This is a genomic window from Pseudomonas sp. GV105, assembly GCF_003058185.1.
In the GTDB taxonomy this organism is placed as follows: domain Bacteria; phylum Pseudomonadota; class Gammaproteobacteria; order Pseudomonadales; family Pseudomonadaceae; genus Aquipseudomonas; species Aquipseudomonas veronii.
Map to the genome: position 1 here is coordinate 278,590 of NZ_QBUF01000009.1, position 18,650 is coordinate 297,239.

The 18,650-nt window shown below is 59.8% G+C and carries 12 protein-coding genes; 4 read left to right on the plus strand and 8 right to left on the minus strand.

The window, feature by feature from the left end:
• Positions 1–190: 190 nt before the first annotated feature.
• From C8K66_RS19665 to C8K66_RS19695, 7 genes are all read right to left on the minus strand, one after another.
• Positions 191–505: a DUF3630 family protein gene (locus C8K66_RS19665; protein ID WP_256590976.1), complete on the minus strand. Its 315-nt coding sequence runs from the start codon at positions 503–505 to the stop codon at positions 191–193.
• Entirely contained in the window at positions 506–5,356 is a 4,851-nt protein-coding gene (locus tag C8K66_RS19670; RefSeq protein ID WP_256590981.1) for a hemagglutinin repeat-containing protein, read from the minus strand.
• 395 nt (positions 5,357–5,751) lie between these two features.
• Entirely contained in the window at positions 5,752–7,425 is a 1,674-nt protein-coding gene (locus tag C8K66_RS19675) for a methyl-accepting chemotaxis protein (RefSeq protein WP_108525713.1), read from the minus strand.
• A gap of 81 nt (positions 7,426–7,506) precedes the next feature.
• Positions 7,507–8,760, minus strand: a complete 1,254-nt coding sequence (locus tag C8K66_RS19680; RefSeq protein WP_017846933.1) for an OprD family porin — start codon at positions 8,758–8,760, stop codon at positions 7,507–7,509.
• Positions 8,761–8,851: 91 nt separating this feature from the next.
• Positions 8,852–10,156: a CitMHS family transporter gene (locus tag C8K66_RS19685; protein ID WP_108525715.1), complete on the minus strand. Its 1,305-nt coding sequence runs from the start codon at positions 10,154–10,156 to the stop codon at positions 8,852–8,854.
• A gap of 129 nt (positions 10,157–10,285) precedes the next feature.
• The gene (dctA, locus tag C8K66_RS19690; protein WP_046384114.1) at positions 10,286–11,617 is read right to left on the minus strand and encodes a C4-dicarboxylate transporter DctA; all 1,332 of its coding nucleotides are present in this window, start codon (positions 11,615–11,617) and stop codon (positions 10,286–10,288) included.
• Between the two features lie 44 nt (positions 11,618–11,661).
• Positions 11,662–12,744, minus strand: coding sequence for a 4-oxalomesaconate tautomerase (locus tag C8K66_RS19695; RefSeq protein ID WP_108525717.1), 1,083 nt, complete (start codon positions 12,742–12,744; stop codon positions 11,662–11,664).
• 167 nt (positions 12,745–12,911) lie between these two features.
• On the opposite strand from C8K66_RS19695, the gene C8K66_RS19700 reads away from it, so the two are divergent.
• The 3 genes from C8K66_RS19700 (at position 12,912) to C8K66_RS19710 (ending at position 16,856) form a co-directional block, all read left to right on the plus strand.
• Entirely contained in the window at positions 12,912–13,802 is an 891-nt protein-coding gene (locus C8K66_RS19700; RefSeq protein ID WP_017846929.1) for a LysR family transcriptional regulator, read from the plus strand.
• 175 nt (positions 13,803–13,977) lie between these two features.
• Positions 13,978–15,801 (plus strand): glycoside hydrolase family 15 protein, encoded by a 1,824-nt coding sequence (locus tag C8K66_RS19705; protein WP_108525719.1) that lies wholly within the window; start codon positions 13,978–13,980, stop codon positions 15,799–15,801.
• A gap of 155 nt (positions 15,802–15,956) precedes the next feature.
• Positions 15,957–16,856, plus strand: coding sequence for an alpha/beta fold hydrolase (locus tag C8K66_RS19710; protein WP_108525721.1), 900 nt, complete (start codon positions 15,957–15,959; stop codon positions 16,854–16,856).
• Here the strand turns inward: C8K66_RS19710 and C8K66_RS19715 are convergent.
• The gene (locus C8K66_RS19715; protein WP_017846926.1) at positions 16,853–17,821 is read right to left on the minus strand and encodes a GlxA family transcriptional regulator; all 969 of its coding nucleotides are present in this window, start codon (positions 17,819–17,821) and stop codon (positions 16,853–16,855) included. The genes C8K66_RS19710 and C8K66_RS19715 overlap by 4 nt on opposite strands.
• Before the next feature lie 89 nt (positions 17,822–17,910).
• Here C8K66_RS19715 and inhA point away from each other — a divergent pair, with 89 nt between their 5' ends.
• Positions 17,911–18,591 (plus strand): isonitrile hydratase, encoded by a 681-nt coding sequence (gene inhA / locus C8K66_RS19720; protein ID WP_017846925.1) that lies wholly within the window; start codon positions 17,911–17,913, stop codon positions 18,589–18,591.
• Positions 18,592–18,650: the final 59 nt, after the last annotated feature.

An 18,650-nucleotide genomic window follows, 5' to 3' on the forward strand; every position in this document is an offset into this window, starting at 1 on the left:
CATCTGGAGAAATTTCCCCTGACTTCAGCCCGTCAATTGTTGACTGGAGAGTTTGGCCATCTTTGAAGGTATTCGAAACACTATCTTGCGTGAACCGGATATCTTTCGGGTTCGCATAACCAGTCAAGTTATCTGGTAAAGCAGATGGCAGCTTTTGGCCTGAGGCTCCTACTCCTTTTGCACCAAAGAATCAACTATTTGCTTTTAGACGAGCCTTCAGCTCCTCAATAAACTTATCACCACCATCACTTTGCGACTCCAAGGTAATCATTACAGGAAAATCTTCATACACAAGCCTTAGGCTCTCGTTATTTAAAGACACGCCCCAAACCCTAGTATCAACGGAGTCGCTTCTACTAACAATCTCTCCAAAAAACATATTTACAAATGCTTCAGCATAACTAGGAAACCCTTCCCAGCCCACCTCCGACGTTAAGTCCGCATACAATCTTCCAGAACGCATACTCCCAATAGAGAATGTTTTTTCATCAATAAGCATTGGCATTTAGAAAATATCCCCACCACCAGCTCGCGTAGAGCTTTCTATAATTTGCTCAAAAGTCTTCCCTTTCTTAACGAGATCGTCAAACGCAGGACCAATCTTATTTCCGTATCGCTCCATGTTTCTCGCATCAATAGTCTCTAGCATATCTGGCGGCGTATACTCTCTATATTTCAACTTCAGATCATTCCTAGCACTGTATGCATATTTTGCTATGTCTTCAGCGCTAGCGCCTCCAGCGCGCAAATTATCTACGGACGTTTGTAGATCGTAAACTTCTCGAACGTAATTTTGCCGGAGGGGTGGCAGATAGCCAAAATCTCCATCGGCTTTGGACACAGCATTATCCCAAGCTGGTGCCGTAGATGTCCCTTTTGCACCCTTAACTGGCGCTAAATCAATACTAGCAGCTGCACCATCATAAACTGCCCCAAACAATCCCGCACTGTTCAGGACAGCTTGGAGCCCGAACCCGAACCTTTCGGTTGTCGTCGCTACTTCACCGGTGATGGGATTTTTCCCACCTGAAGCCATGTAGGTCTGGCACGCAATCCCCGCGAGCCCCATACCACCGCATCCGGCAGCAAACGTTTCCTTCGAAAACTCGTCCAGATACGCTTTCTGTGCAGCTACCGTTGTTGCAACCTCTGCTTTATGAGTAATCGACTGTGCGTCGCTGGCTGGTTCCAGGGCCCACTCATCTCCCAAATCGGTTTTGACCGTTCTGTCAGATACGACACATACACCGTTACCCGAGAGCGCACAGCTGACCAGTTGCCCTGGCTGAGGTCTGGAGCCCGGATCGGTTCCTATGTCCCCTTCTACGGCTGGCATATCTTTGAGTACGGAGCTGTCTCTTGCCAACAGTTCCTTTATATTTTTCGATAGTTCGTCACAACGGGATGAGGACGTTCCCCCGCAGTTCCTTTTCTTATACTCGGCCTGCTCTTGCGCAAGTGTTATGCCCTCACTGCCCCTGAGCTGGTTATTTTCGACCGCATTTTTCGCTGCGATGCCTCCCGCCACTGCATCTGACGAGTTCCCTGCCACAATGCCTGCAGCGAGGCCTCCAGCAAGTGTCGATAGTGCGGAGACCTTTTGTTTTTCAGCTTCGCTCAGTTGATCGATGGGCTTGTTCGGGTACAGCTCGTAAGCGACCAGTTCACCGATACTCGCCCCCGTGGCTCCAGCAAGCGCAGAGTTTTGCTGGGATTTTGCAAGCACCGCGCCCAATACAGCATGAGCCATTATTCTGGCTTCAAGGTTATCGCCTGTGTTGTCCTTGATGATACCCGCCAGATACGGCGCCGAAGCCCCCACGACCGCCTGGGCAAGGTTGCCTCCAGCCAGCCCTTGAACCGCTGCCGTTACGGCTTGCGCAGCACGCTGAAGGTCACTTCCCGTACCGTAGGCAGCCATGGTGCTTTTATAGGCATCGGTGCCCTGCAACATGTCCACATAGGCCTTGCGATCTTTGTAAGAGGCGTCTGGATTAGCCCCCGGCATGTTCTTCTGTTCATCTGTCAGGTGTGCTTGCGCGGCCTTCGCAGCTTCAATCGTTCCCTGGGTACGAATAATGTCCATGGACTGGTTAGCGATATCACCAATCAACTGCGCCTGGCGAAGCCGTTGCTGCTCCTTCTCCTTGTCGAAGATAGGGCTCAGTGCGTTATTGGCATGCTCAACGTCATGACTCAGCGTGTTGACGTCTTGTTGCTGCTTATCCTTGTCGCGAATAGTCAGCTGGCCATCAGATATGGCTGCGTAAGTCGTACTGCTTTCATGCCCGTCGTGGTTCGCACCCACCAGCAACATACTGCCCATATTGCCGAGGAACTGAGTACTGGCATCCCCGCCCGTCCCTCCACTCACGCTCTGGTGCTGGCTGCTGAAATCGGCTTTGTTGTCCAGTCCGGTCCAGCCCAGGCTCCCGGTCGTGAGTTTGTTTTTGTCGGCGCTCGCGGTGCTGCCGATTACGCTGGCATCCAGTTGGGTATGTTCGCCAACGCTTATTTGGTAGCCGTCCTTCCCAGCGAACAACCCGGTCTGCTCTTTCACGCTGTCAAAGTTAGACTTGAGCTTGTCTTGGCTGACGCTAAGCGACGCACTCCCGCTCATAGAGCCAAATGTGAAGCTGGCGCCTCCGCTGACGTTGGTTTGCTTGGAGTCGTAACGATCAGTGTCTTGCTGACTGCTCAGCGTCAGGTTGCGCCCTATGTCCGCGACGATCTGCTGGGCATTCGCCTGCGCTCCCACCAAGGTTGCATCCCGACCACTGTCGAGCGTGAGCTTGTTACCGGCATTGACGGTGGTTTCAGTCCATGTGGTGCCATTACCCTTTTCCTTGCCCGCCCCGGCGTTGCCGTTGGCGAAGATACTAAGACCCGCACCGCTGTCACTGACTCCCAGGCTTACGCCGATTGCACCGCCTGCACTCTTGTTAGAGCCGTCGAGGCTTTGCGTATTGGTGCCGGAGCGCAGATTGATGTCCTGTGCGGCAGACAACAGCAAGTCGGTGCCGGCCTGAAGTTTGCTGCCCTGTACCGTGATGTCGCCACCCGTAGCACCCGGCTGTCCATTCCCGGTAGCAACCAGGCTAAGGTTACCGCCTGCCGTCAGATTGCTGCCTTGGCTGACGCTTTGTTCCTGTATTTGCTTGGAGCTGGACTTCTGTCCTCCCAGCGAAATCGAGATACCGACGAACTCGCCTGCCTGCGCACCGGACTCAAGTGCCTGGGCGCCCTGATAAGCCTGATAGCCGGAAAGCCCGGCTTTGACCCCCTGTAATGCCGACAAACGCGTGTCGTTTTCATGAATGGCATCTTGAGCGGTTTGCACTGCCGTGTTGACCGCTTCCCCCACCACACCGGACAACGCCAACGTCAGACCGCTCTTCTTGCTCTCCTGAGAGGTACGCGTCGTACTGTCGTTGGCCGCGTCGAGAATATTGACGTTTTGTCCAACCAGCTTGATGTCCTTCCCTGCAACCACGTCCGACGCCTTGACGGTCAGGTCTTTACCGGCGGTGATATTCACATCGCCCATGACGCTGCCGACGGTGCTGCCTTTCTGGCTGGCGCTCTCCGTGCCCTGCTTGTAGGTATTCTGGGAGGAGCCCAAGGTGACGCCGATCCCCCCTGTGCTTAACAAGCCAGACTTTTTAGTCGACTGGCTGTGTTGTGCACTGAACGACTCCGCATCACTCTCTATGCGAACGCTGTTGCGAGCCTGAATGTTCGTTTCTTCAGTCGAGACTACGTTGCTGGCGGAAACCGCAATATCATGACCGGCCTGTACCAACGTCGTATCCCCACTCAGTGTCGAACCGGTCAACGACGTGCTGCTTTGTGAATCACTGCTCATCTTGCTGGTACTGGAAAGTCCAAACCCGCCGGATTTTGATTTGGCGGAAGCACTGGATTCACGGTTCTCTGCGCCAGTCAGATTGACGTCGTGACCCGCCAAAACCGCCAATGCGCCTTTGTCGCTGTTGATGGTTGATCCAGTGAGGTTGATGTCGTTGGCGGCGACAACCGTTGTTTTACCCTGCGCCTGAATTGAAGAGCCAACAGCCACATCATTTTCGCTCTCGCTCATCTTCGAGCTTTTCTTACCCCACGACCCCTTCTTCGTTTTCGAGTAATACGAGTAATCGCTGTCTTCAGCCGCCGCCAGGTTCAGGTCTTTACCGGCATACAAATACGCCTCATCCCCCGCCGTCACCCGGCTCGCCGTCAACGCCAGGTCCTGTCCGGCGCTCAGCGCCACGTCACCACCGGCTTTAACCGTGGTGGAGACCTGGCTCACATGGTCCTCTTTGCTCTTGACCTTCTTCGACGTAAACGAGGCATGGGACTCGTCTGCTGCCGACGACAGTGACAAATCGCCCACCGCCGACATCGTCACATCACGCTTGGCATCGATCTCACTCGCCACCGCGCTGATGTCCCGGCCCGCCTGTACCTTTAAATCACCGCCGGCATCCACGCGGCTGCCGTACTGGGTCACGCTGCTGTTCTTGAACAGCCCGCTCACCGTATTGCTGTTGGTCCCTTCGGCAGAGATCAGGTTGACGTCGCGCCCGGCCTTGAGCGTGGTGTCGGCGCCGCTGCTCATCACGCCGCCCACGCTGTTTACGTCGCGGCCGGCTTGCAGGCTCAGGTTGTTCGCAGCTTCGATGCGCGCTGCACTGTCCACGGAGTCGGTGTGCTCGGTGCGGTAGCCGCTGCTGCTGTCGTGGCTGGTGACGCTGCGCTCGTTGAGGATGTCGCCTTGGGTGACGGTCAGGTTCACGTCGCGACCGGCGATGATGCCGCCGGCGGTGTTGACGATGGTGTTACCGGCCAGCAGATTGAGGCGGTTACCGGCCTGGATCAGGCCGCTGTTGGTCAGGTCGTTGCCGGCCTGGGCCGACAGGTTATTGCTAGCCCGCAAGGTGCCGACGTTGTCCAGGTTCTGGCCGGCGATCAGGTTGACGTCGTTACCGGCGATCAACGCGCCGTCCGGGGCCAGGCGGTTATTCGCCTGGGCCAGGTACACCACGGGTACCAGGACGTTTTCGCCGTTTACTTGCTCTTCTTCAAGCCAGACGATGTCGTGGGTCAGCGCCGCGACTTGGGCTGAGGTGAGGCTCACACCCACGCTCAGGCCGAGTTGCTGTTTGCTCCTGATGGCGTTGTCCATCAGGTACTTGAGCATGCCCGAGTCGGTGTTCTGGCCGTCGATGAAGCGTTGGCCGGTGCGGGCCACCACGGCTTGTTCGACCAGACGTTGCTCATAGAGGCCGTCGCCGAGGCGCTTGGCGCTGTCGTCAGGGTTGTAGCCGAGGCCGGAGAGTAGATAGTCCGAGCTCATGAACTGCTTGAGGTCGGTGAGCACCGGGTTGGTTTCGATCAGGTATTTCTGCGGCTGCGACACGGGCTGCGTGCCCGGCAGGCCCTGCACACGAGCAATGCTCTGGCTGGCCACCGGGGACGGTTTGTCGCCGGTGGTTGCGGCCGGGGCCACTGGGGTCACACCGGGAATCGACGGAGCGTTCACGACCACGGTGCTGCCGTGGTCAGTGGCTTGCGCCGGCAGGTCCAGGTTCGGGTGGGATGCAACGACCGCAGACGATGCCGCGCCACCGCCGGCGTTCTGTGTGCCGATTGCGACTACTTGTGATGTGGAAAGAGCGGGTGAGTCTCGCGCTGCCCCTCAACCTGCATGATGTCGATGCAGGCCACCCTATCGCCCCCTGCCGGGCAGCCTCAGATTTTGAATTGCCCCAGCAAGCCTTGCAGGCGGCTGCCGATCGCATACAACTCATCGACGGTCTGGACGCCCTGCTGCGTCTGGTTGGCAACCGCGTCGATGGCGCGTGCGATCTGATGCACTCCGCGGTTGATCTCTTCAGCCACCGCGGTTTGCTCCTCCGCGGCACTTGCGATTTGCGCGTTCATTGCATTGATCGTGGCGATCAGCTCGACCGTGTTGCCCAGAAACTCACCCGCCTGGTCGGCTTCGGCGTTAGCGCCCTGGGCGGCTTCGGTGGATTGGTGCATGGCCGTGACCACCCCGCCGGTAGCGCTCTCCAGACGCTCGACCATCGCTTGGATTTCCTGGGTACTGCGCTGAGTGCGACTGGCTAACGCCCTCACTTCATCGGCAACCACGGCAAACCCGCGCCCGGCCGCACCGGCACGCGCGGCTTCGATGGCTGCATTGAGGGCTAAAAGGTTGGTCTGTTCGGCAATCGAGCGAATGACGTCCAGCACGGTGACGATAGACGTCACGTCGTTTTGCAGATTCTGCATCGACAGGCCACTCTCATCCAGCTCGACCGTCAGTGCCTGAATGCGCGCAATACTGCCGTTGACGATCTGCCTGGCGTGACGGGACTGCCTGTCGGTCTCGACCGCTGCGTTTGCCGCATTGTGCGCGCTGGCCGAGACTTCCTGCGCCGCCGATGACATCTGGTTTATCGCCGCGGCCACTTGGTCGGTTTCCAGGCGCTGCCGATCCATGGCCCGGTCAATCTGCCGGCTCTGCTCGGCCACATGACTGACAGACCCGGTCAACTGTTCGCTCATCGCGACGATCTGGCTGACCAGGCTGTGAATCTTTTCGATAAAGGCATTGAACGAACCGGCCAGTTGTCCCAGTTCGTCGCGACTCACAAGCGGCAGCCGCCGCGTCAGATCCCCCTCGCCCGCGGCGATTTCATCGAGGTGAGCGCGGATCAAGGTCAAGGGCCGTAAGCTGCGCTTGACCAGCAGAAGCGCGAGTGCCCCGATGATGCCGATCAGCGCGCCAGCGATAAGCGCAATGCTGAGCATCAAGTGGTGTATGCGCAGCTCGACATCGGCCCGCACGTTGGCGACCTGGGTTTCAATGCTGTCCAGATTGACCGCGGTGACGACAACCATGTCCCACTTGGGCAAATAGAAACTGTAAGCGAGCTTGGGCACCACCTTATCGGTGTTGACGACCCCACCCGAATAGGTGACGAAGTGCGTTTGGTTTTTGGCCGCTTCGACCATCTCGCGGTTCAGGTACTTCCCGTTGATGTCTTTGCGATCACTCATGTTGGTGCCGACGCCTTCGCTGCTGTCACCGCGAAACAGGCGCACGACCTGACTGTCATAGCCGATGAAATACCCGTCATCGCCATACTTCACGTTGGACAGTCGGCTGATTGCCAAGGCTCGGCCGGAAAGGTCCCCGGCAGCCGCCCGCTCATACAGTTCGGTGATGGACGTCTGAGCGATGCTCGCGTAATCCTTGAGTCGGGTGCGGCTTTCCTCGAGCAGCCGCTCACGGGTCTGTGCGACTTCCTGCTCGGCCTGGGCCTGCAACGTGCTGCGCGCGCTCAACCCTAAAACCAGCGCAAACAACAGCACCGGCAATAAGGTCAGCAACAGTATTTTGGTTTTGAACGACATTATTTGATTCCTTCACCCCGATCCTATGAAGCCGCCGATGCAAAAGCGGCCCGCGAATGTCGCGTGGCCGCGAGCAGTGGATCACCAGAGCGCGATGTCGTAGGTGAAGTAGATCCGATTACTGTCACGACCACGGGAGAAATCCGAGCGGTAGACGTAGTTGCGCAGCTTCACTCCCAGGCCTTTGAAGGTGCCTTGCTGCACCACGTAGGCTAGTTCGGCATCGCGTTCCCATTCCTTGACCGTGGTGTTGGACTTACCGTCGTTACCGCTCAGGTAACGCGTGAAAAAGGTCAGGCCGGGGACACCCAGGGCGGCGAAGTTGAAGCCGTAGTTGAGCATCCAGGTCTTCTCGTCCTCTTCGATAAACTTACCGATACCGGCGTTGCTGAACGAATAGACGGTCGCGCCACTGATGTATGGCAACCCGGCATCCCCGCTGAGGGTCTGATACCCGCCACCGAAGGTATGCCCGGAAATGGCGTAGGACAGTTGCCCACTGAGCATGTTGTTATCGATCTTGCCGCCGTAGGCAGAGCCGCTATCGACACTGTTGAAGTAGCGCAAATCACTGGTCAGCACGCCGCCGCCCAAGGGTAGATCGTGCTGGATGCCGGCAAAATGCTGCCGGTAGAAGTTCTCCAGTTCGCCGTAGAAGTAACTCAGGCGAATGTTTTTCCCCAGCTTGTATTCTCCGCCGGCATAACTGAAGTCCCCGGATTCAGCGCCGCTATAGCCGTCGGGCACAATCGGCATGCTGTCGGTGGAGTCACGCAGCTTGAATCGATCGAGGTGGCCCCCGGTGAGGCTGAGGTTCTCGATGTCGAGGCTGTTGATCTGTGCGCCTTGGTAGGTTTGCGGCATCAGACGCGCATCGTTGTAGATCAGTACCGGCGTCTTGGGCAGCAAGGTTCCGTATTTGAGCGTGGTCTTGGCCAGTCGGGCCTTGGCGGTCATGCCCAGGCTGGCGAACTCGTCGGCCGCACGCCCGTCAGCGTGAACCGGCAACAAGCCTGTACCGCTGCGGCCACGTCCAGAGTCGAGCTTGACCCCGAGCAGGCCCAGGGCATCCACCCCAAACCCAACGGTGCCTGGGGTGAATCCCGACTGGTAATCCAGCAGGAATCCCTGGGCCCATTCGGTGCGCTCGCTCTTGGCGGTCCTGGCCGATCGGGCACTCAAGCCATGCTCGTCGCGAAAGTTTTCATTGAAATAGACGTTGCGCAATTGCAGCTTGAGCTTGCTGTCATCGATAAATCCTTCGGCGCTGGCACTGGCCAGCGGCAACAAACCAAGCAGTGAAAACAGCACCCGTTGGGTATGTACAGTGTTCATAGCAAACTACTCATTGTTGTTATTTGGCGTGCAGGAAATCGCGCGCCTCGCGGGTGAGGCGCGTCGGTGAAAAACAGGAGGTTGGGTTGAATCAGGTGAAGAGACTGATCGCCCCGGTCAACAAAGCCAGCACCGTGATGACCAATGAGGTGAGCACGGCCCACTTGACGGTGGCTTTCTGGAAATCGCCGATGTCGCGATCGACCATCCCGACCAACAACAGGGTCGAGGCGACCAACGGGCTCATCAGATGCACCGGTTGCCCCAGAATCGATGCGCGGGCGATCTCCAGCGGATCAATGCCGTAGGCCGCGGCGGCGTTGGCCAGGATAGGCACCACGCCGAAGTAGTAGGCATCGTTGGACAGGACGAACGTCAGCGGCATGCTGGTAACGGCCACGACCAGCGGGAACAGGTGCCCCCAGGACGGCGGAATCCAGTCAACCAGTGTCTGCGCGAGAGAATCGACCATCTTCGTGCCAGAGAAAATCCCGGCAAAGATGCCCGCGGCAAACACCAACAATACGACCGTCATGGCGTTGCCCGAATGGGCAAGGATGCGTTCCTTCTGAATGTCCAGTTGCGGATAGTTGATCATCAGCGCCAGGACGAACCCGATCAGGAACAGGATCGCGGAATGCATGATCCCCATCACCAGCGCGACCATCACCGCGATGACCAGCAGCAGGTTGACGTAGGCCAGTTTCGGGCGTTTGTGCGGCGTGCCCTCAAGTATTGCGTTGATGTAGCAGTTACCGCCGCCGCTCTCCAATTGAATGTTACCGATGCGCTTGCGCTCGGCGCGGCCCAGCAGGAACGCGGTGAACACCACCCACATCGCGCCGCCGATCATGGTCGGCAGCAAGGGTACGAAGTAGGCCCCGGCATCCAGGCCCAGTGCCGCAATCGCGCGGGTCGCGGGCCCTCCCCAGGGGGTCATGCCGCTCATGATGCTCAGCGAAAGCATGGAAATGGTCGCCAGAATCATCGGGTTCATGCCGATGCGCTTATACAGCGGAAGCATGGCTGCGCAGGTGATCATGTAGGTGGTGGTGCCGTCACCGTCCAATGCCACCACCAGCGAAAGCAACGCGGTGCCGACAGCGATTTTCATCGGGTCGCCGTTGACGCGCTTGAGGATCTTGCGAATCAGCGGGTCAAACAGGCCGGCGTCGATCATCAAGCCGAAAAACAGGATCGCAAACAGCAGGAGCGCGGCCGACGGTGCGACCATTTTCAAGCCGTCGAGCATCATCTTGCCGGTAGTGCCGCCGAAGCCGCCAATCACGGCAAACACAATCGGAACCAGCGTCAGGGCGACAATCGGCGACAGCCGTTTAGTCATTATCAGGAAGGTGAAAACCACCACCATGGCCAAGCCAAGCAATGCGAGCATAAGTCAGTTCTCTTGTTCTTATAAGTAACGGGGCCGATGCACAGGCGCACGAGTCCGCGCCCGCCAGTTGTGCCTGGCGGGGAGTGTTTATTTGAGGTGTTTAAGGTGTCTGGGCGCAGCCGCGACCGGTCAGACGCGGTCCGTGACCGTCACACCATCCCAGTCCGGGTTCTGGGCCTGGGCCGAGATGGCAATGGGGGAAGGTTTGCCGTCCAGCGTCCGCATCAGTACTTCGCGATCGCAGGCATTTTCCGAGAGGGACATCACCACGGTCGCCACCGCATTACTGGCCAGGCTGGTCAAGGCCCGGGCTTCCGACATGAAGCGGTCGATACCGATCAGCAGGGCAAGGCCGGCCAAGGGAATGTCGTGAATGACCGTCAACGTTGACGCCAGTGCGACAAAACCGGAGCCGGTGACACCGGCGGCGCCTTTCGAGGACAGCAGCATGATTGCCAGCATGGTCACGGTCTGGGTCAGGCTCAGGTCGATGTTGCAGGCCTGGGCAATGAACACCGCCGCCAGCGAGAGGTAGATCGCCGTACCGTCGAGGTTGAACGAGTAACCCGTGGGCAGCACCAGCCCGACCACGCCTTTGTTGCAACCCAGGGCCTGGAGTTTTTCCAACATCCGCGGCATTACCGGCTCGGTGGACGACGTGCCGAGGACCACCAGGAATTCTTCGCGCAAGTAGCGCAGCAACTTCCACAGACTGAAGCCATGCGCGCGGCAAATACTCCCCAGCACCACAAACACGAAGAATGCGCAGGCGATGTACAGCGTCATGATCAGCTTGGCCAACGAGCCCAACGAGGTAATGCCGTACTGCCCGACCGTGAACGCCAAGGCCCCAAAGGCACCGATCGGCGCGAAGCGCATCAGGTAGGAGAAGATCTTGAAGACCATGTGCGAAGCGGACTCCAGTACATCCAGTAGCGGCTTGCCGCGCTCGCCAATGGCCGAAAGCGCAAACCCGCACAGCACCGCAATGAATAGAACCGGCAGCACCTCACCTTTATTGAAAGCACCGATGAACGTGTCGGGGATGATGTGCATGAAAAACTCGACCACGCCCAGCTTCGCCGCAGAATCGGTGTAGTGCGACAGCCCCTTGGTGCTCAATTGGGTAGGGTCGATGTTCATGCCCACACCGGGCTTGAACAGATAGACCGCCACCAGGCCGATGATCAGGCTGATCACGGTCAGGCCCAGGAACAGCAACAGGGTCTTGCTCAACAAACGCCCGAGGGAGCGCTTGTCGCTCATGCCGGCGATACCGGTGACGATGGTGCAGAACACCACGGGAGCGATCATCATCTTGATCAGCTTGATGAAGGCATCACCCAGCGGCTTCAAGGCTATGGCCTGTTGTGACCAGAAATGCCCGACCAGCACGCCCAACAGCACGGCGAAGAGAATCTGGACGTAGAGCGATTTTACAAACTTCATGGCATCACCCATTTTTAGAATTGTGCTGATGCAGAAACGACAATGACTAAAGGACGTTATCCGGCAAGTCGTTGGGAAGCCGCGGCGTAGACATAACCGGAGAACAGCCTGCGCGATGTTCGCACTACCGAAGCGCGAATTGTCTCACCCTGAGCACCGGTGTAGGACAGTACAACGTCTATTGCGCCACTTGGATGTTCAATTCGAACGTGTTTCAAGCGCGGTTCGCTCACCCCGCCAAGCAATTGAGCAATCACGCTGCCTTCACTGACGCACGCGGTGGCCAAGCCGATAGAGCCGGTAATCGCCAGTGCCCGGTGGCAGTTGTGCGGCATGAAATAGCGCACCTGAAAGGTGCCGCCCGCCTTGGCCGGCGACACCAGTACGGGCTTGGGGATCACTTTATCACTGACGTCGCCCAACCCCATGGCCAGGCCGGCTTGCAGCCGCAGAGACTCCAGGCGCCCCAGGAAGGCTTTGTCGGCATCCAGTTCAGCAGGGCTTTCGTCCCCACGTTTACCCAATTGGCCAGCCTCGATGATCATCATCGGCATCGCCATGTCGATGCAGGTCATCGGGACACCGTCGATCAGGTCCTGAGTCTGCCCCGTCGGGAACAGCTTACCGGTTTTGCTGCCCGCGGCATCCAGGAAGGTCAGTTGCACGGGAGCGGCAGTCCCCGGCACGCCATCAATGGCGGTGTCGCCTTCGTAGCTGACGGTCCCCTCGGGAGTGTGTACGTCTGCGTTCACAAACGTCCCCGTGTTGAGGTTGCGAATACGCACACGCGTCATGCCTTTAGACGCCTTGACCAGCCCCTGCTCGACCGCAAACGGGCCAACGGCGCAAAGCATATTGCCGCAATTGGGTGCGGTATCGACTCGACGCTGGGAAACCATGACCTGCACGAACAAATAGTCGACATCCGCGTCCGGGTGCAGCGACGGGCTGACGATGGCGACCTTGCTGGTTTGCGGGCTCCCACCGCCAATACCGTCAATTTCCAGCTCATGGCCGGAGCCCATCAGGTTGAGCAGCAGCTCATCACGCTGTTCGATCGCATCAGGCAGGTCCCAGGCGAGAAATACTGGCCCCTTGGACGTACCGCCGCGCATAAGCACACAAGGAATTCGTTGCATGACCACTGACTCTTATTGATCAATCGGGTTGATTAATGCTCTTGAGGCAAGAGTCGCAGGCTTTAAAAAATGTTTCCAATGCAAATATCAGCCTGATTATTGCGTTTAACGAATGACAAACCTAGGATGATTGAACGCCGCCGCCCTCTTCCATCGAGTTATAAAAAATGCAATATGAGCTAAATGACATACGATCGTTCGTGAAAATCGCCGAACTCGGGAGCTTCCACGAGGCTGCCGATGCATTGCACCTGTCCCAGCCGGCGCTGAGCCGGAGGATGAAAAAACTGGAGGAAGGCTTGGGGACCGCCCTTCTCGATCGCACCACCAGAAGGGTGAGTCTCACGAGCGTTGGTCGGGACTTTCTACCCAAGGCACGCCGCCTGCTGGACGACTTCGACGACTCGATACTCAATATCCGAGAGCTGGCAGAGCGACAGAGCGGACGGGTCACCCTTGCCTGCATCCCGACCGCAGCCTTTTACTTCCTGCCTTCGGTCATCCGCCTCTACAACGAGCGCTATCCGCAAATCCGTATCCGCCTGCTCGATCTCAGCGCCAACGAAGGCCTGGAGGCCGTGCTGCGCGGAGAAGCCGACTTCGGCATCAACATGATGAGCGGCCAGCACCCCGACATAGAATTTGTGCCATTGGTCGACGAGCCTTTTGTATTGGCGTGTCGACGCGATCATGAACTGGCGGAACGTAGCGCGGTGACCTGGTCTGAACTCAGCAATTACCGCTTGATCGGGGTCGGACGCCTGAGCGGCAACCGGATGTTGCTCGATCATGCGTTATCGGGCTTGAGCTGGCGCCCGCAGTGGTTCTATGAGGTGCAACACCTTTCGACGTCGCTGGGCCTGGTGGAAGCCGGCCTCGGAGTCTCGGCCGTGCCGAGCCTGGCGATGCCTGCCGTGGATCATCCGACGTTGGTCAGCATCCCGTTGATAGAGCCCATTGTGAACCGTTCATTGGGACTGGTTTACCGTCGTGGAGCCTCGTTATCCCCAGCGGCGGAGAAATTTGTTTCGATTCTGCTTGAGCAATGGGAGAAGTGAATGGGTTCTGCTGGCGAGCGGTGTGTCATTTACCGCGAGCGCCAGCCAAGTTGTGGTGTTTTTCGGTGAACTTGTGCCCTGCCCCGCCAGTCAGCTAACTGAACGCAACTCAACGGTGGGTAACGGATGCATCTCTCGCGGCAGCAACAAGTAGCCCTGTTGACCGGCGGCGGCAATGGTTGATTTCAAGCACGAGCCACAGAGCGCCATCGACGCCCACGGCATCATCGGCGACATGCACAGCGCCGCCCTGGTGAACGACAAGGGCAGCATCGACTTTTTCTGCTGGCCGGAATTCGACAGCCCGTCGATCTTCTGCGCGCTGCTCGACACGCCCGACGCCGGCATTTTCCAGCTCACGCCAGACCTGCCCAACGCCCGCCGCGAACAGATCTACCTGCCCGACACCAACGTGCTGCAGACCCGCTGGCTCAGCGATGACGCCGTGGTGGAAATCACTGACCTGTTGACCATCGGTGAGGAGGACGACCTGCCCCTGTTGATTCGCCGCGTGCGTGCGGTCAGCGGCCAGGTGACGATCCACCTGCGCTGCGCCGTGCGTCATGACTATGCGCGCGCGCCCACCCACGCCAGCCTCGACAACGGCACGGTGTGTTTCGCCGCCCACGGCCAGCCCGCTCTGCGCTTGTCGAGCAGCCACGCACTGCAGGTCGAAGACAACGCCGCAGTGGCCAGCTTCGTCCTGGCCCAGGAGGAAGGCGCCGAATTCGTCCTCGGCGGGCAGGACGACCCGCGCGTCGACAGCAGCTGCACCGACCTGGCGTTGACGCACACCCTGGCGTTCTGGCGCGGCTGGATTGCGCAATCGAACTACCGCGGGCGCTGGCGCGAAATGGTCAACCGCTCGGCCCTGGCCCTGAAGCTTTTGACCTCGCGCAAACATGGCGCGATCATCGCCGCCGCCACCTTCGGCCTGCCCGAATCGCCCGGCGGCGAGCGCAACTGGGACTACCGTTACACCTGGATCCGTGACGCCTCGTTCACGGTCTACGCGTTCATGCGCCTGGGTTTTGTCGACGAAGCCAACCACTACATGCGTTGGCTCAGAGGGCGGGTCAGCGACTGCAGCGACCAGCCCGTCAAGATCAACATCCTGTATGGCATCGACGGCCGCCAGCAACTGCCCGAAACTCAGCTGACGCACTTGCGCGGGCATGGCGGCGCGACGCCGGTGCGTATCGGCAATGAGGTGTTCGACCAGGTCCAACTGGACATCTACGGCGAGTTGATGGACGCGATTTATCTGGTCAACAAATACGGCGAAGCCATTTCCCACGACGGCTGGAAACACACGGTCGAACTCGCGGATCAGGTCTGTGATATCTGGAACCGCAAAGACGTGGGTATCTGGGAAATGCGCGGCGAGCAGCATCACTTCCTGCACTCGCGGCTGATGTGCTGGGTGGCGCTGGACCGTGCGATCCGCCTGGCGTCCAAACGCTCGCTGCCGGCGCCGTTCGCGCGCTGGGACCAGACGCGCCAGGCGATCTACGCGGATATCTGGGGCAATTTCTGGAACGAAGAACGCGGGCACTTTGTGCAGCATACCGGCAGCACCGCGCTGGACGGCTCGATGCTGCTCATGCCGCTGATGCGCTTCGTCGCCGCCACCGACCCGCGCTGGCTCTCGACGCTGGCAGCGATCCAGAAAAGCCTGGTGCGCGACGGCATGGTCTATCGCTATCGCAACGACGACAGCCGGATCGACGGCCTGCCAGGCACCGAAGGCGCGTTTGCCGCCTGCTCGTTCTGGTACGTCGAATGCCTGGCCCGCGCCGGGCAGGTCGAAAAGGCGCATCTGGAGTTTGAGCAGTTGCTGCGCTACGCCAACCCGCTGGGGTTGTACGCCGAAGAGTTCGACAACCAGGCGCGCCACCTGGGCAATACGCCGCAGGCGTTGAGCCTTTTGGCACTGATCAGCGCGGCAACGTTTCTGGACCGCAAGTTGAGCGGCGCGAAGACGGTGTGGCAGCCTTGAACGCCACCCGTCGAGGGTCAGCGAGGCCGCGATGACGGTGGGTCGGGCAACTTGAACGCCGGACACTCTTGGCCCTCGACCCTCTCAGCCTTGTGGCGTTAACGGATCGGCGGTAGTGTCATCGGCAGTCATCGCCCAACCGATAGGAGCCCATCATGCCCATCGCCCCTGCGCTGTTTTATGTACGCACCTCGATGCTCGATGTGGCGTATGAAGCCCACGGCCCCGTCGACGGTGAACCGGTGATCCTGCTGCATGGCTTCCCCTACGACCCTCGCAGCTATGACGATATCGCCCCGGCCCTGGCCGAGCTCGGCTGTCGGGTGTGGGTGCCGTACCTGCGTGGTTATGGCCCGACGCGGTTTATCAACGCGCGGGTGATGCGCTCTGGGCAACAGGCAGCGTTGGCCAAGGACCTGCTGGAGTTCATGGATGCGCTGTGTATCCCGCGGGCCACCCTGGCGGGCTACGACTGGGGTGGGCGTGCCGCCTGTATTGTCGCGGCACTGTGGCCGGAGCGCGTGCGCGGGTTGGTGAGCGGGGACGGCTACAACATCCAGGACATTGCCAAGTCGCTCGAGCCCAGGCCGCCAGAGACGGAGCATCGGTTGTGGTACCAGTACTACTTCCACACCCAGCGTGGCGTGGATGGGTTGACCGCCAATCGCCGGGCGTTTTGCCAATTGCTGTGGTCACTGTGGTCGCCCTCCTGGGCGGCAGGCCCCAGCCTCTATGGCCAGAGCGCGCCATCGTTCGATAACCCGGACTTTGTCGACGTGGTGATTCATTCCTACCGTCACCGCTTCATGTATGCACCGGGCGATCCCGCACTGGCGCCCATCGAACAGGCGCTGGCGCTGCAACCGCCGATCACGGTGCCGACGATTTCGCTGTGCGGCGCCGATGATGGCGTGGGCCCGCCGCCGCTGGAGGATGACGACGCACAGCACTTCAGCGGCTTCTATCGGCGGCAGGTGTTGCCCGGCGTCGGCCACAATATCCCTCAGGAAGCGCCGCAAGCAACCCTTGAGGCACTCCTGGAATTGCTCGCCTAGGCCGCTGGCGAAAAGCGCTCGCGATAAGCCTGCGGCGTGACTGACAAGACCCGCAGGAAGCTGCGCCGCAAGGTCTCTTCACAACCGAACCCGCACTGCACGGCGATGCGTTTGATCGATGTGCTGCTGTCCGCCAGTTGCCGACGGGCGGTTTCGACGCGGATCAGCTCGACCGCGCGCGCGGGGGTCTGGCCGGTTTCGGCGCGGTAGTGACGCACGAAGCTGCGCTCGCTCATGCCGGCCTGGGCGGCCAGGGTGGCGAGGGTCAGGTCGAGGGTCAGGTGCTCCGCGATCCACGCGTGCAACTCGGCAAAGCGGCTGTCGCCTTTTTGCAATGACAAGGTCACGCTGAACTGCGATTGGCCACCGGGGCGTTTGAGGAAAACCACCAGGTGCCGCGCGACTTCCAGGGCCACGGCGCGGCCCAGGTCTTGTTCCACCAAGGCCAGGCACAGGTCGATCCCGGCGGTTACACCGGCCGACGTCCACACGGTGCCCTGCTGGATGAAAATCGGGTTGGCCTCCACCGTCAGCGCCGGGAACTTGCGCGCCAGCTCTTCACAGCGTGTCCAGTGCGTCGCCACGCGACAGCCGTCGAGCAAGCCACTGGCCGCCAGCAGAAAAGCCCCGGTACACACCGAGGCCATGCGCCGGGTGTGCCGGGCTTTTTCGCGCACCCAGTCCACCAGCGCCAGGTCTTCGGCGGCGCCGTAGACACCCCAGCCGCCGGCGATGAGCAGGGTGTCGCAAGGCGTGTCGACGGCGGGCAACGGCTCGGCCACCAGCGCCAGGCCGGCGGAGGTCATCACCGGCGCCGCCTGGGCGGCGATCACCGAAACCGCGTAGGGCAACGGCGCACCGCGCTGGCGCGCAAGGTCGTTGGCCGAGGCGAACACCTGCAAGGGCCCGGTCACGTCGAGCACTTGGGCATTATCAAAAGCGAGTACATGAATGATGCGCGGCATGTTTGGCGTGATTCGTGGGTTCAATGGCGTATTCGCCAAAGCCTAGGCCTCTAGAGTGAAACCGTCCACCCCTTATCGGAGCTTCATTCATGACCTTGCAGATCGGCTTTCTGTTGTTCCCCGGCATCCAGCAACTGGACCTCACCGGCCCCTATGACGTCTTGGGCTCACTACCGGATGTGAAGTTGCACCTGGTGTGGAAAGACCTTTCGCCGGTCACCTCCAGCACCGGGCTGGTGTTCACGCCGACCATGACCTACGCCGATTGCCCACACCTGGATGTGCTCTGCGTCCCTGGCGGAAGCGGCGTCGGCCCGTTGATGGAAGACCCGCAGACCCTCGACTTCCTCAGGGCCCAGGCGCTCACCGCGCGTTATGTCACCTCGGTATGCACCGGTTCGCTGGTGCTCGGTGCGGCCGGTTTGCTGCGCGGGCGCAAGGCCACCACCCATTGGGCCTACCACGACCTGCTCGCCCCGCTCGGCGCCATTCCGGTTCAGGCGCGCGTGGTGCGTGACGGCAACCTGCTCACCGGCGGCGGGATCACTGCGGGGATCGACTTCGCCCTGACCCTGGCCGCTGAGCTGTACGACGAAGCGACAGCGCAATTGGTGCAGTTGCAGATCGAATACGCCCCGGCGCCACCGTTCAATGCCGGCCGGCCGGATACCGCGCCGAAGGCCGTGCTGGAAGAGGCCAACAAACGCACGGCAGAGTCGCGCAAGGTCCGCGCAGAAATCACTGCGCGGGCGGCAGCGCGCCTGGGTTGATACGCGTCGCAGTTGCCGCTGCGCGGCGGGTCGCCGATGATACGGGGCAGCGCGATTGC